Consider the following 14030-nt stretch of genomic DNA (forward strand, 5'->3'; position numbering starts at 1 on the left):
GCCGAGAGGCCCGCAGGTGCGACCTTCATCAGGTGTCCTGCAGCAGACGCTCGAGCAACCAGGCTGCGACCGGGCCGAGTTCGCGCTGGCGTGACCAGATGGCGTCCACCGTGACCCGCCGTGGCCAACCACTGCAGGGCAGTTCATGCAGGCTGTCGAAGCCGTAGGCATCGACCAGTTGTCGTGGCAGTTCGGCCCAGCCGAAGCCCAGGCGCGCCATTTCCAGCAGCATCAGGTAGTCCGGCGCGGCCCAGCAACGTCCGCCGCTGCCGGGCAGGTCATCGGTATTGGCATCGTCATGGGCGACGCTGCTCAGGCGCAGCAAGCGCCAGCGCGACAAGTCGTCCTGGCGTACCTGGGCCAGCCTGCTCAGCGGATGATCCTTGGCCACGAACAGGCCGAACTCGCTGCTCATTTCCAGGCGGGCGTGGGCGATATGCGGCGGGTAGGTCGGTTGCGCGCCTAGCAGCCCCAATTGCGCACGGCCCTGGGTGACCAAGTCGAGCACATCGGCTTGTTCGGCGATCAGGCTTTCGAACTGCAAGTCGGGGAAGCGCTGATCCAGCTCCTGCAGGCGAACCTCGTATTGTTTCGGCTGATACGCATCGGACAGAGCCAGGGTCAGGCGCGCTTCCTGGCCTCTGGCCAAACCTGCCGCGTGTCGCGCCAGGCGGTCGCTGGCACATAGCACCTCTTCTGCATGGGCCAGCAGGCTGGCCCCGGCGTCGGTCAGTTGCAATGTGCGTGGGCCGCGCTCGAATAGCGTCACGCCCAGGTCGATTTCCAGGCGCGCGACGGCCTCGCTGATGGTCGACTGACTCTTGCCCAGGCGCCGCGCCGCAGCGCTGAGCGAGCCGCAGTTGGCGGCTTGAGCGAAAGCTTGCAGCGATTCAGGTGAAATATTCATATCGGTTTTGTCGATGGCAGCTGCCTTTGGGTTGGCTGATATTCCGATGATCATAGCGCTCGTCGTCACTTATCACGAGGTTCGCTTCATGACTCAGCCCTTGCCGCGCTCTCTGCGTGAACGCATCGGTCACGCCCTGGCCTTCGAAGGTATTGCCGTGCTTATCTGTGCGCCGGCCATGGCCTGGTTCATGGATAAACCGCTGCTGCATCTGGGTGTGCTGACTCTGATGTTCTCCACCGTGGCGATGTTGTGGAACATGCTGTTCAACTACCTCTTCGACCGCGCACAGAGTCGTCTGGGCTTCGAGCGCGGTTTTCGAGCGCGGGTCAGCCATGCGCTGCTGTTCGAGGTGGGCTTGATCGTCGTGCTGGTACCGCTGGCGGCCTGGTGGTTGTCGATCGGTCTGCTCGAGGCGCTGCTCTTGGATATCGTGCTGATCCTATTTTTCCTGCCGTACACCATGGCGTTCAACTGGATCTACGACGTGCTGCGTGCTCGCTGGGTGGCCCGTCGTGAAGCGCAGCAGGCTGCTGTGATCTGTCGTGGGGCTTGATTTGCCGGCGGTAGCGCCTAAGCTGCCGCCCTTTCCTTGCCAGCCGTTCGAACACCATGACCGCGCAACTGATCCTCGTCCCGCAGATATCCACGCTTCCCGCTCACGAGCAAAAGGCCCAGGCCATGCTGCGCTGGCTGGTCAAACGGGAAATCGTCGAGGCATTGCCGACCACCTGCGGCCAGGGTGGTAACGGTATGGCCTACGCCATCGGACCAGGCGCGCGGCGTATCGCCCAGCGTCCCGATTTGCTGCCTTATGGCCAGGCGCACAATGGTCTGGAGATCATTACCCACCGCTGCATCTATGTACCGACGCGCGGCTTTCTCGAAGAGGCGGGCTGCGCCGAATGCCGAAGGGAAGTGGGTGTGCCGCTGTTCGACAGCCTGGAGGTGTGGTGGCCGGGGGAAACCGACAACTTCACCTGCCCGGAATGCGGGCATGAAGATGACATCAACGGTTTCCTGTTCCTGCAGCCGTGCGGCTTTTCCAACCTGGGCTTCATCTTCAACGGCTGGGCTGAAGCCGGCCTGCGCCCGGCGTTCGTCGAAGAGTTCGGCGAGCGTCTGGGCTTTGCCGTGAGCCAGGTGCGGGTCGACGATCCGGCTTGAGCGCGGCTTGCTCTCGCGCTTGTGGGAGGGGCTTTAGCCGCGATGTTCTCGAATCCCTTCGCGGCTGAAGCCGCTCCTACAAAGGCTTTTTAGAACTCGACACTGGCCGACAGGCGCAGCTCGCCTACGGCAACGCGTAGATTGCCGCCGCTGGAGGGGTAGTAGCGCTCGTTGAACAGGTTACGTACGTTCAATTGCAGGCGCGTCTTTTCTCCAAGCAATTGGCTGTCCCAAGTGACGAAGGCATCGGCCACGGTGTAGCTATCCAGCCAGAATGTGTTGGCGTTGTCGCCAGCACGCTCGCCGACGTAGCGGGCGCCACCACCCAGTTTCCACTGACCCAGCTCCAGGGGTAGATGCAGGTGATGGACGAGGTAGAGACTGCCGACATTGCGTGCGGCGTTGACCAGCTCGTTGCCTTCGTTGCTCGGGTCATCGAGGATTTCCGTATCGGTGTAGGCGTAGCTGCCGAGCAGCTCCCAGCGCTCGCTCAGGCGGCCACTGATATCCAGTTCCACGCCGCGCGAACCGACCTTGCCTGCTGCTTCCGATACGGAGTTGTTGGTGACCACGACGTTTTTCTTCTCGATATCGAACAGCGCCAGGCTGGCGCCGATGCCTTGAGGCAGATCGAGTTTCACCCCAGCTCGTAGCTGCGGCCCTCTTCGGGATCGAATGCCTGGCCAGTATTGGTATCGGAGGCATTGGGCACGAAGGAGCGGCTGTAATTGCCATAGAACGCCACCTGGTCGCTCAGCTGGAATACCAGGCCACCGAAGGGCAGGAAGGTGGTATCGGTACGGTCGGTGGTGCGGGTATAGGTAGCGCCGCGGCCCTGTTCCACGAGTTGCTCGAAGCGCTGGTAGCGGCCGCCCAGTACCAAAATCCATTGATCGCTCAGGTGCCAGTTGTCCTTGGCGTAGATCGAGCGCGAGTGCAGTTCGTCGCTGCGGTCACTGTCTTTGAGGCTCAGCGTCGAGGGCGCGGCGAGATTACCGTACACGGGGTTGTAGATATTGAAGCCGCCGATTGCCGGGCCGCGCCAAGTATCGCCACGGAAGTTGTCGACGCGCTCGTTGTCGGCGCCGATCAGCAGGTCATGACGTTGGTCGAACAACGTGGCGTTGCCGATCCAGTCCCAGGCCAGGTACTGGGTCTGGTTGTCATGCTCGCTACCGTCAGAACGGCGGCTTAGCGCGCCTGTAGTGGCATTCAGCTCGTTGGGGCGAGCTTCGGCATAGTCGTAGCGCTCGTTGTTCCAGCCATAAGTGACGCGGGTTGACCAGTCGTCGCTCAGCTGATATTCGGCGGTGGCGGTGAGCAGTTCGTCGATACCTTCAGCCTTGGACCAGCTTTCACCGAAGCGGTCGTTGTAGGACACCTTGGCCGGCTTGCCGTTGATGATCACCGTGCCGCGATCCACCGGGCTGCTGTATTCCTTGTATTCGTAGGCGATGTTGAGGCGCAGGCGTTCGCCTTCCCAGCTCAGCGAGGGTGCGATCAAACTGTGTTCTTCCTCGCCGAAATTGCGCCAGTAGTCTTCGTGCTGGCGCTCGGCAACAAGACGGAAGGCCAGGCCGCTGTCGGCAATGGGGCCGGTAACGTCGACTGCCAGGCTGCCTCCGCCGAAGCTGGAGCTGTCCGCGCTCAGTTGCGTGCCCCATTGGTACTGCGGCTTCTTGCTGATGACGTTGATCAGGCCGCCTGGCTCCAGCGCGCCATATAACAGCGAGGCCGGCCCTTTGAGCACTTCCACGCGTTCAGTGGTGGCGCTGAAGTTGCGCGACAGGCTGGATCGAATGCCGTCGCGCAGGATGGAGCCATCGGCGTTGCTACCAAAACCGCGTTTGACGAAGCCATCCTGCGTGCCAGCCAGGGTGTTGCTCTGGGTCATGCCACTGACGAACTTCATCGCATCGTCCAGCGATCTGACCTGAAAGTCCTCGATGGTCTGTGGCGTTACCACCTGTACCGACTGGGCTTCATCCTTGAGTGCCACTGAAGATTTGCTCGCCGTACTGGCACGCTTGGCCTGGTAGCCATTCTCGTCAGCCACGGGCGCCGCGACGACTTCCTGGCTGGGCAGCTCCAGCTCCTGGGCCAGCAGGTGGCCTGCTGGAAGCAGGCAAAAAGTGAGAAGGGCGGCGCCTTGGCCACTCAAGGAAAAGCGGTTGATTTTCATTTGGAACTCAAGTGCAAGAGTTTCTGAGAATCATTATTTTATGTGTTTCGAGGTATGACTGCCTAGAGACACACTTTGCATTGAGTGAAATGAGCTCGCTGGGTATAATGCCGCGCTTCTTATTTTCCCGCTCGGGAGCCCTCCATGCTGCGCATCAGCCAAGAAGCACTCACTTTCGACGACGTCCTGCTCATCCCCGGTTATTCCGAGGTGCTGCCCAAGGATGTCAGCCTCAAGACCCGCCTGACGCGCGGTATCGAACTGAATATCCCGCTGCTGTCCGCTGCAATGGACACGGTCACCGAGGCACGCCTGGCCATCGCCATGGCACAGGAAGGCGGCATCGGCATCATCCACAAGAACATGACCGTCGAGCAGCAGGCTGCCGAAGTGCGCAAGGTCAAGCGCTTCGAGTCGGGCGTGGTGAAAGACCCGATCACCATCGAGGCCGATGCCACCGTGGGTGATCTGTTCGACCTGACCCGGCAGAACAATATTTCCGGTGTGCCGGTGCTGCATCATGGTGATCTGGTCGGCATCGTTACCAGTCGAGATGTGCGTTTCGAAAGCAATATGGCTGCCAAGGTGCGCGACGTGATGACGCCCAAAGAGCGTCTGGTCACCGTCAAGGAAGGCGAAGACACCCAGGTGGTGCGCAAGCTGCTGCACAAGCACCGCATCGAGCGCGTGCTGATCGTCGATGACCAGTACCGCCTCAAGGGCATGATGACCGTCAACGACATCGAGAAGGCCAAGGCCTACCCGCTGGCGAGCAAGGATGATCAGGGCCGTCTGCGCGTGGGCGCTGCCGTGGGTACCGGTGCCGATACCGGTGACCGTGTTGCGGCGCTGGTCGCAGCCGGCGTCGATGTGATCATCGTCGATACTGCCCACGGCCACTCCAAGGGCGTGATCGACCGCGTGCGTTGGGTGAAAGAGAACTTCCCGGAAGTCCAAGTGATCGGTGGCAACATCGCCACGGGTGCCGCCGCCAAGGCGCTGGTCGAAGCCGGCGCCGATGGCGTCAAGGTCGGCATCGGCCCAGGCTCGATCTGCACCACGCGTATCGTTGCCGGCGTCGGTGTGCCGCAGATCAGCGCCGTGGCCAATGTGGCCGCCGCTCTGGCTGGCACCGGTGTGCCGCTGATCGCCGATGGTGGTATCCGCTTCTCTGGCGACCTGTCCAAGGCCATCGTCGCTGGCGCTTCCGCCGTGATGATCGGCTCCATGCTGGCCGGTACCGAAGAAGCCCCGGGCGAAGTTGAACTGTTCCAGGGCCGCTCCTACAAGGCATACCGTGGCATGGGTTCGCTGGGTGCCATGGCGCAGGCGCAAGGGTCGAGCGACCGTTACTTCCAGGACTCCTCGGCCGGTGCCGAAAAGCTGGTGCCGGAAGGTATCGAAGGCCGCGTTCCCTACAAGGGCGCGATGAGTGCCATCGTTCACCAACTGATGGGCGGCCTGCGTGCCTCCATGGGCTACACCGGTTGCGCCACCGTCGAGGAAATGCGCACCAAGCCCGAGTTCGTGCGCATCACTGGCGCTGGCATGGCTGAGTCGCACGTCCACGACGTGCAGATCACCAAAGAGGCGCCGAACTACCGCGTCGGCTGAAAAAATCGATTTGACGCTGCTGCGCTTGGGCATGCTGCGTTGGAGAAAAACTTGACACTGGCTAGCCAGTGAACGTCCGAAAGGACGGCCCGGAGGGCGAACGTAGTGAGTAAATGCTTGCTTCAGCAAACTCCGCTTTCTCGTTTCTCTCCGCCTTGCCTGTTCGTCGCTCGCGACGCGGCAAATCGATTTTTGCAATGTATGAATAACGGGGCTGTTCGATCAGCCCCGTGTCATTTGTGAACACCTACGAGAGACGGCCATGGCCCACGACATTCACGCCCACCGCATCCTCATTCTGGACTTCGGTTCCCAGTACACCCAGTTGATCGCCCGCCGCGTTCGCGAGATCGGCGTCTATTGCGAACTGCACCCCTGGGACATGAGCGACGAGGACATCCGTGCCTTCGCTCCGCGCGGCATCATCCTCGCCGGTGGCCCGGAGTCGGTGCACGAAGCCAATAGCCCGCGCGCGCCGCAAGCGGTGTTCGACCTGAATGTGCCGGTACTGGGCATCTGCTACGGCATGCAGACCATGGCCGAGCAGCTCGGTGGCAAGGTGGAAGGTTCCGACCTGCGTGAATTCGGCTACGCCCGTGTCGACGTGGTCGGCAAGAGCCAGCTGCTGGCTGGTATCGAAGATCATGTCGACGCCGACGGCGTGCTGGGCCTCGACGTGTGGATGAGCCACGGCGACAAGGTCACCCGCCTGCCGGAAGGCTTCCACATCCTCGCCAGCACCCCGAGCTGCCCGATCGCCGCCATGTGCGACGACACTCGCCACTACTATGGCGTGCAGTTCCACCCGGAAGTGACCCATACCAAGCAGGGTGGCCGTATCCTCTCGCGCTTCGTGCTGGAAATCAGCGGCTGTGAAGCCCTGTGGACCCCGGCCAATATCGTCGAAGACGCCATTGCCGCCGTGCGTGCCCAGGTTGGCGACGCCAATGTGCTGCTCGGCCTGTCTGGCGGTGTGGACAGCTCGGTGGTCGCGGCGCTGCTGCACAAGGCCATCGGCGACCAACTGACCTGCGTGTTCGTCGACAACGGCCTGCTGCGCCTGCACGAAGGTGACCAGGTCATGGCCATGTTCGCCGAGAACATGGGCGTCAAGGTGATCCGCGCCAACGCCGAAGAGCAGTTCCTCGGCAACCTGGCCGGCGAGTCCGAGCCGGAGAAGAAGCGCAAGATCATCGGCCGTACCTTCATCGACGTGTTCGATGCCGAGGCCAGCAAGCTGGACAACATCCAGTTCCTCGCCCAAGGCACCATCTACCCGGATGTGATCGAGTCGGCTGGCGCCAAGAGCGGCAAGGCTCACGTGATCAAATCGCACCACAACGTTGGCGGCCTGCCGGAGGAAATGAACCTCAAACTGGTCGAGCCGCTGCGCGAACTGTTCAAGGACGAAGTGCGCAAGATCGGTCTGGAACTGGGCCTGCCCTACGACATGGTCTACCGCCACCCATTCCCGGGGCCTGGCCTGGGCGTGCGCATCCTCGGCGAAGTGAAGAAGGAATACGCCGACCTGCTGCGCCGCGCCGACCACATCTTCATCGAAGAGCTGCGCAAGGCCGACTGGTACCACAAGACCAGCCAGGCATTCGTTGTATTCCAGCCGGTGAAGTCGGTTGGCGTCGTTGGTGACGGCCGTCGCTACGCCTGGGTCGTTGCCCTGCGCGCCGTGGAAACCGTCGACTTCATGACTGCTCGCTGGGCGCACCTGCCTTACGAGCTGCTGGAAACCGTCAGCGGCCGCATCATCAACGAAATCGAAGGCATCTCCCGCGTCACCTACGACGTGTCGAGCAAGCCGCCAGCGACGATTGAGTGGGAATGATCGGACGTCTGGAACGAACCGGCACCGATTAGCAATAAATGCCCTGAAGCCCGCGTAATTGCGGGCTTTTTGGTTTCTGCGTCTGGCAATCACTGGCAGCTTTTTGCATCGCCAAGCAACGATTTTGTATGGCATGGTACAGGGCATTGATCGAGCCCAATGCCATGCTCCGGCCGAGTACCATGCTGCGTTTTTCTCGCGCGGCATGGTATCAAAAACTTATATCCTGCTAATTTTAAAGCATTTTATGTATATGGAAGATTGGTTTTTGAGCATGGTATTTTTGCAGGAGGATTCTGGCGACCATGCTGACCGATACCAAGCTGCGACACCTCAAACCGAAGGACAAGCTCTACAAAGTGAATGACCGTGACGGCCTCTATGTAGCCGTTACGCCTGCTGGTTCGATCTCGTTCCGGTACAACTACTCGATTCACGGCAGGCAGGAGACCATCACTTTCGGGCGTTATGGCGTTGGCGGAATAAGCTTGGCTGAAGCCCGTGAACGACTGGGCGAGGCGAAGAAATTGATCGCCGCCGGTAAGTCTCCAGCGAAGGAAAAAGCGCGAGATAAGGCGCGTATCAAGGGCGCAGAAACCTTTGGCACCTGGGCTGATAAGTGGCTGCGCGGTTACCAGATGGCCGATAGCACCCGCGATATGCGTCGTTCGGTCTACGAACGCGAGCTGAAGCCTAGATTCGGCAACCAAAAGTTGGTCGAAATTACGCACGAGGACTTAAGAACCCTCACAGACGCAATTGTTGAGCGTGGGGCACCCGCCACGGCAGTGCACTCACGGGAGATTGTGTTGCAGGTATACCGCTGGGCAATCGAACGTGGCCAGAAGGTAGAGAACCCGGCCGATTTGGTGCGCCCTGCGACGATCGCTAGATTCGAGCCGCGTGATCGAGCGCTGACGCCTGACGAAAGGGTTCTACCCCATTTCCACGGACGGCTTGAAAAGGGCTGAAAACTTCAGATCTTGCCGGGCGACTCTACGACGCATACGTGGGTTATGAAACCGCTCGATGTAATCGAATAAATCCGCCCGGGCCTCATCGCGAGTCCGATACGACTGGTGAGCAACACGCTCCCGTTTGAGCTGACCGAAGAAGCCCTCACAGGCGGCGTTGTCGCCGCAATGACCGACGGCACTCATGCTGCAGATCAGCGTGTTGCGATTCAAAAAGCGCTGATAGTCCGCACTGGTGAATTGGCTACCGCGATCCGAATGCAGGATCACTGACCAGTCACCTTGGCGCTGCCAGATCGCCATCTCCACCGCTCGAATCACCATCAGCCGATCTTGGCGGTGGTGCATCGACCAACCGATCACCAGCTTGCTGTACAAGTCGAGCACCACGCATAGGAAGAGTTTGCCTTCCAGTGTGGCTATTTCCGTGATGTCCGTGACCCACTTGCGCTCCGGCTCCTGCGCAGTGAAATCGCGCTCCAGCAGATTTTTCACACCTGCTGGACGGCCGCTGGCGGCTCTTCCAAACCCACGCCTCTTCCGGCGTGGCCAGCCTTGAATTCGCTCAGCCGCCATCAGGCGAGCAACGCGGTTCAGGCTCACAGTTTCGCCCTCGTCGAGCAGATCCTCGTGCATACGTGGCGCTCCGATCACACCACGACTGTCCTCGTGAATCTCTCGAATGCGCTTCACCAAGCGCGCATTCTCTCGAGCGCGGGGGCTTGGATCACGATCCTGCCAGGCGTAATAGCCACTGGCAGAAACCTTAAGGCAACGGCACATCAGGCGTACCGGGTACTCGTTGCGGCAGCGCTGGATCACCGTGTACCGCTCGATGACTCCCTGGCAAAGTACGCTGCCGCGTCTCTTAAAAAATCACGTTCCTTGGTCACTCGGGCCAGCTCGCGCTTGAGGCGGGCAAGCTCCTCATCCCGCGGACTTCCCGTTCCTGGGAAGGCTTTCTCCATACCCGGTTGTGCTTCCCGAACCCAGCGGTTTAGCAAGCTCGGGGCCACTCCAATCTCTTGGGCAATTTGGCGGCAACTGGTCTCTGAACGACGAGCCAGTTCAACGGCTTCCCGCTTGAATTCGGGACTGTATTTCTTGCGTTTCATGAACACTCCTTCTGCTCAATATGAGCTTACTCGAAAGTGTCCGTGTTAACGGGGTAGAACCCCGATCCAGCAAGCGGACATGGCTGGCGATCAGCGCGTCGTCAGCCACCACCTCGATTCGCGTCGGATACAAACGGCTGCTGACCCACTTACCCGCGTACTCACACGGCACCGAGTAGCGGTTGCGCCCGACGCTGACCAGGCAGGTGCTGGAGACCCGCGCAGGCCGCTCGACGTAACCGTCGAATGGCGCTGGCACAGGCATCAGTTCAGCGCGCTCCAACTCAAGCACTTCGGCCACACTCAGCCCGCTGTATTGAGGGTGCGTCAGCTCGTTCCAAAGCGCGCGGCAGCGCTGGCCCAGCCAGGCATTGAGTTCCTCGAAGGAGTGAAACTGACAGTCCTGGGCGTCTAGCCAGATACGCCTGCGGCTGTCTTGCACGTTCTTTTCAACGATGCCCTTTTCCCAACCAGCGGCGACGTTGCAGAAGTCCGGATCGAACAGGTAATGCGCGCACATCACCGCAAAGCGTGCATTCACCGCCCGGCCTTTGCCCTTATTGACCTTGTCGACGGCGGTCTTCATGTTGTCGTAGATGCCCCGGCGCGGCACGCCGCCCAAGGCGCCGAACGAGCGTGTATGGGCGTCAAATAACATCTCATGGCCCTGGCTCGGATACGCCACAAGCCAGAACGCACGGCTGGCACACAGCTTCAGATGTGCCACCTGCATACGCCGGTAAATGCCGCCGACCAGCAAGCCTTCCTCGCTCCAGTCAAACTGAAACGCCTCGCCAAGAGCAAAGGTCAGCGGCACAAAGGCCTGCGACGCCTTGCCCTGTCCCCCTCGCCAGGCACGGATAAACGCGGTGAGCTGGCTGTAGCCACCGTCATAACCATCGGCTTTGATTTGCGCCAACAGCGCCTTGGCACTGCGCCGCTGTTGCTTGGGGCGCAGCGAATCGGCTTTTAGCGCCTGCTCTAGCGTGGCGTGAAAAGGGCTGAGTTTGTTAAAGATCGCGCGGCGTTGGTACACCGGCTGCTTGGCCTCAGGTGCTCTGACCCACTTGCGAATCGTGTTGCGCGCCAGCCCGGTGCGCTTGGCTATCTCATGCAGCGACAGCTTGTCGCGGAAATACATCCGCCGAATTTTGCCCATCATTTCCATACTGATCACCCTGTGTTCTCCTGCTCAAAAATTGAGCAGAAGCAGTTGAACACCTGGGTCAGTTTTCAGTCGGCAGAACAGCCTCTACTGGGTCAGTTTTCGGTCAGCGGCAACATCTTAGCCAATGCAGCGAAGCCCGATCATCGTTTGCGCACTCCAGGTGAACCTATGAGATGCGAATGATTCTCCTAGGTACCAATTTGGTTTGTTTCCAGCTAGGCAACGAGGTGGGGAATGAGAGATCGCAGTCACGATGAGGCAATGGCAGAGCTTTTCCTGGCTAATCCGGCTTATGCTGCTGAATTGGTTGCCGAAGTCTGTGCCGAAGGGGCGGTTGATGAGCTTGTGGTGTTGATGCGTCAGTTTTCTACTGGCGTCGCTTATAGAGATGTGGCTTCTGGCGACACAAACTCTCAAAAGTGATTTTGATCCTTTATGGTATTTCTCATGGTTTTAGAATTCTGCGTGCCTTATGGGCTAAGGATTTACTGGCCTGTGCGTGACTGTTGATAATAGAGTGGGAGTGATCCCGAAGCGCTGCATGAAAAGACCGGCTTAGGCCGGTTTTTTCATGCCCGCAGGTTGGAGCTGCGGCAACCCGACTCTGCTAGTGGGGTCGTTTTCCATTCGTTGAAAATGAGAAGATACCGCAATTGAGTATGCGCGCAGATTGCCGAGGATGAAGATGTCGTTTACCCGCAGACAAGTGCTTGCCGGCCTGGCTGGCCTGGGTGTGGCCGGCCTGGGCGCAGGTGGTGTGCGTTATTGGCTGGGGCGCCCGGCGAACGTGGCGAGCCATGACTATGAGCTGATCGCCGCGCCGCTTGATCTTGAGTTGGTGCCGGGGCACAAGACGCCGGCCTGGGGCTATGGAGGTCAGGCCCCAGGGTTGGAGTTGCGTTGCCGCCAGGGCGAGCGTTTGCGGGTGCGCTTCATCAACAAGCTCGATGTGCAAAGCACTATTCACTGGCATGGCATTCGTCTGCCGCTGGAGATGGACGGCGTGCCCTACGTTTCCCAGGCACCGGTGCTGCCGGGTGAATACTTCGACTATGACTTCATCTGTCACGACGCTGGCAGCTTCTGGTACCACCCGCACACCGCCAGTGCCGAGCAATTGGGGCGCGGCCTTGTCGGCCCGCTGATCGTCGAGGAGCGCGAGCCGACGGGGTTCCGTCATGAGCGTACGCTGAGCCTGAAAACCTGGCACATCGACGAGCAGGGCGCGTTCACCGAGTTTCTGGTGCCGCGCCAGGCCGCGCGCGAGGGCACGCGTGGGCGCCTGACCACCATCAACGGCGAGCCTAACCCGACACTGGAGTTGCCGGCCGGGCAGGTGGTGCGCCTGCGACTGATCAACGTCGACAACACCATCACCTACCGTCTCAACCTGCCGGGCGGCGACGCGCGTATCTATGCGCTGGACGGCAACCCCGTGCAGCCGCGCCCTTTGGGCAAGGAATACTGGCTCGGCCCCGGCATGCGCCTTGACCTGGCGCTCAAGGTTCCGGCTGCTGGAGAGGAGTTATCCCTGCGCAACGGGCCGCTGCGCCTGGCGACCGTGAAGGGCATCTCCAGCGCCGAAGCTGCCGGAGATTGGCCGCCGCCACTGCCGGCCAATCCGATTGCCGAGCCGGATCTGGCGCGCGCCGAGACGCTACGCTTCAACTTCGAGTGGGCGGCCATGCTGTCGGGGAATGTCGAGCGTGGCGGCAGCTACAAGTACTGGCAGATCAACGGTCAGGCCTGGGACATCAACGACAAGACCTGTGCGGACCGTCCGATCGCCACGCTGAAGAAGGACGGCCACTACGTTTTCGTGCTGCGCAACATGGCGCAGTACCAGCACCCGATCCACCTGCACGGCATGACTTTCAAGGTGCTGGGCTCGGACCGGCGCAAGATCATTCCGTATTTCACCGACACCTATCTGCTGGGCAAGAACGAGACGGCGCGCATCGCCTTTGTCGCCGATAATCCCGGTGTGTGGATGTTCCACTGCCACGTCATCGACCATATGGAAACGGGGCTGATGGCGGCGATCGAAGTGGTGTAGGGTGGGCGCCGTTTTTCGCCGGCGCCCTACGGATTGATGCAATGAAAAGACCGCAGATCATCGACCGCTCGCGTGACGAGCACTTCATGCGCCTGGCGCTGGCGCAGGCGCGCCTGGGCGCGGAGCAGGGCGAGGTGCCGGTCGGCGCTGTGCTGGTGCAAGACGGCGAAGTGGTCGGGCAGGGCTTCAATTGCCCGATTCTACGTCACGACCCCAGTGCCCATGCCGAGATGGTGGCGATCCGCGCGGCAGCGGAAAGCGTGCAGAACTACCGACTGCCCGGCAGCACCCTGTATGTCACGCTGGAGCCCTGCAGCATGTGCGCCGGCCTGATCGTGCATGCGCGCATCGCTCGGGTGGTGTTCGCCGCCAGCGAGCCGCGTGCCGGGGTAGCGATCAGCCAGGGGCAGTTCTTCGACCAGGGCTTTCTCAATCACCGCGTGTTGGTGGAGGGCGGGTTGCTGGCCGAGGACAGCGGGGCGCTGCTGAAAGATTTCTTCAAGGCTCGGCGAGGCTGAGCGTTCTTACAGGGAATAGGCATGAACAAACGGATCTTGAGTCTGCTGACGCTCCTGGCTGCGCCAGCGTTCGCGGAGCAGCCCGAGGTGTACCTGGTCGCTAGCGTGCAGTTGGGTGGCTCCAACCTGGCGCAAAGTATTTTCCTGCACGAGCCGCAGATCACCACGCTTGAAGAGTGTCAGGAGGCCGTGCGCGTCGGCCAGCGCGATCGCGACTGGCAGCGCTATCACCACATCTTCATGCGTGATCGCTTTCAGGGCTTTACCGGCCACCTGGACTACCGCTGCGTGTTCAGTGCTCAGCGGTTCAGCGCCTGGAACGATCGCGCGCGTTATAACCATCCCTACCTAATCAGCATCGATGCGCAGGCCAATCTGCAGGTTGAGCGGATATCGAGTCAGGCGCAGTGCGCCACGCGCCTCAAAGGCTTGCCACCGGCCAGGCAGGCAATCAGTCGCTGTGCGGTGGGCAATCAGGAGTTGCTCTGA

10 protein-coding genes and 3 pseudogenes are annotated in these 14030 nt (G+C 60.8%); 9 read left to right on the plus strand and 4 right to left on the minus strand.

Annotation, left to right across the window (positions count from 1 at the left end):
- Positions 1-28: 28 nt before the first annotated feature.
- Positions 29-961 carry a LysR family transcriptional regulator gene (locus AAEQ75_RS13915; RefSeq protein ID WP_343349342.1) on the minus strand — a complete coding sequence of 311 codons (933 nt, stop codon included), beginning with the start codon at positions 959-961 and terminating at the stop codon, positions 29-31.
- 34 nt (positions 962-995) lie between these two features.
- Here AAEQ75_RS13915 and AAEQ75_RS13920 point away from each other — a divergent pair, with 34 nt between their 5' ends.
- Both AAEQ75_RS13920 and AAEQ75_RS13925 read left to right on the plus strand, forming a co-directional pair.
- Positions 996-1463: a multidrug/biocide efflux PACE transporter gene (locus AAEQ75_RS13920; RefSeq protein WP_072426048.1), complete on the plus strand. Its 468-nt coding sequence runs from the start codon at positions 996-998 to the stop codon at positions 1461-1463.
- 56 nt (positions 1464-1519) lie between these two features.
- Positions 1520-2074: a sugar ABC transporter ATPase gene (locus AAEQ75_RS13925; RefSeq protein ID WP_256836802.1), complete on the plus strand. Its 555-nt coding sequence runs from the start codon at positions 1520-1522 to the stop codon at positions 2072-2074.
- Positions 2075-2163: 89 nt separating this feature from the next.
- On the opposite strand, the pseudogene AAEQ75_RS13930 reads toward AAEQ75_RS13925, so the two are convergent.
- Positions 2164-4256: pseudogene (locus tag AAEQ75_RS13930) on the minus strand (TonB-dependent siderophore receptor).
- Positions 4257-4400: 144 nt separating this feature from the next.
- Here AAEQ75_RS13930 and guaB point away from each other — a divergent pair.
- The 3 genes and pseudogenes from guaB to AAEQ75_RS13945 form a co-directional block, all read left to right on the plus strand.
- Positions 4401-5870, plus strand: coding sequence for an IMP dehydrogenase (gene guaB, locus AAEQ75_RS13935; protein WP_104727015.1), 1470 nt, complete (start codon positions 4401-4403; stop codon positions 5868-5870).
- A gap of 262 nt (positions 5871-6132) precedes the next feature.
- Positions 6133-7710, plus strand: a complete 1578-nt coding sequence (guaA, locus tag AAEQ75_RS13940; protein WP_343349343.1) for a glutamine-hydrolyzing GMP synthase — start codon at positions 6133-6135, stop codon at positions 7708-7710.
- Positions 7711-8015: 305 nt separating this feature from the next.
- Positions 8016-8639 (plus strand): annotated as a pseudogene (locus tag AAEQ75_RS13945) (tyrosine-type recombinase/integrase); the annotation flags it as partial.
- Between the two features lie 6 nt (positions 8640-8645).
- On the opposite strand, the gene AAEQ75_RS13950 reads toward AAEQ75_RS13945, so the two are convergent.
- Positions 8646-9799, minus strand: a protein-coding gene (locus AAEQ75_RS13950; RefSeq protein WP_430523416.1) for an IS3 family transposase whose coding sequence is annotated in 2 segments (ribosomal slippage) — positions 8646-9562 and positions 9562-9799 — 1155 coding nt in all. Because the reading frame shifts where the segments join, the coding sequence is not laid out codon by codon here.
- Positions 9800-9860: 61 nt separating this feature from the next.
- Positions 9861-10967, minus strand: a pseudogene (istA, locus tag AAEQ75_RS13955) (IS21-like element ISPst3 family transposase); the annotation flags it as partial.
- Positions 10968-11201: 234 nt separating this feature from the next.
- Between istA and AAEQ75_RS13960 the strand changes: the two are divergent.
- The 4 genes from AAEQ75_RS13960 (at position 11202) to AAEQ75_RS13975 (ending at position 14030) form a co-directional block, all read left to right on the plus strand.
- The gene (locus AAEQ75_RS13960) at positions 11202-11390 is read left to right on the plus strand and encodes a hypothetical protein (RefSeq protein ID WP_343349344.1); all 189 of its coding nucleotides are present in this window, start codon (positions 11202-11204) and stop codon (positions 11388-11390) included.
- 262 nt (positions 11391-11652) lie between these two features.
- Complete coding sequence (locus tag AAEQ75_RS13965; protein ID WP_343349345.1) at positions 11653-13023, plus strand: multicopper oxidase family protein; 1371 nt, start codon at positions 11653-11655, stop codon at positions 13021-13023.
- A gap of 41 nt (positions 13024-13064) precedes the next feature.
- Positions 13065-13541: a tRNA adenosine(34) deaminase TadA gene (gene tadA / locus AAEQ75_RS13970; protein ID WP_343349346.1), complete on the plus strand. Its 477-nt coding sequence runs from the start codon at positions 13065-13067 to the stop codon at positions 13539-13541.
- 21 nt (positions 13542-13562) lie between these two features.
- Positions 13563-14030: a hypothetical protein gene (locus tag AAEQ75_RS13975; protein ID WP_343349347.1), complete on the plus strand. Its 468-nt coding sequence runs from the start codon at positions 13563-13565 to the stop codon at positions 14028-14030.

Source organism: Pseudomonas sediminis, assembly GCF_039555755.1.
Taxonomy (GTDB): domain Bacteria; phylum Pseudomonadota; class Gammaproteobacteria; order Pseudomonadales; family Pseudomonadaceae; genus Aquipseudomonas; species Aquipseudomonas mendocina_D.

Coding starts and splice junctions, on each gene's coding strand:
- AAEQ75_RS13960 (WP_343349344.1), top strand. CDS start 11,202: ATGAGAGATCGCAGTCACGATGAGGCAATGGCAGAGCTTTTCCTGGCT.
- AAEQ75_RS13925 (WP_256836802.1), top strand. CDS start 1,520: ATGACCGCGCAACTGATCCTCGTCCCGCAGATATCCACGCTTCCCGCT.
- guaB (WP_104727015.1), top strand. CDS start 4,401: ATGCTGCGCATCAGCCAAGAAGCACTCACTTTCGACGACGTCCTGCTC.
- AAEQ75_RS13915 (WP_343349342.1), bottom strand. CDS start 961: ATGATCATCGGAATATCAGCCAACCCAAAGGCAGCTGCCATCGACAAA.
- AAEQ75_RS13920 (WP_072426048.1), top strand. CDS start 996: ATGACTCAGCCCTTGCCGCGCTCTCTGCGTGAACGCATCGGTCACGCC.
- AAEQ75_RS13965 (WP_343349345.1), top strand. CDS start 11,653: ATGTCGTTTACCCGCAGACAAGTGCTTGCCGGCCTGGCTGGCCTGGGT.
- tadA (WP_343349346.1), top strand. CDS start 13,065: ATGAAAAGACCGCAGATCATCGACCGCTCGCGTGACGAGCACTTCATG.
- guaA (WP_343349343.1), top strand. CDS start 6,133: ATGGCCCACGACATTCACGCCCACCGCATCCTCATTCTGGACTTCGGT.
- AAEQ75_RS13975 (WP_343349347.1), top strand. CDS start 13,563: ATGAACAAACGGATCTTGAGTCTGCTGACGCTCCTGGCTGCGCCAGCG.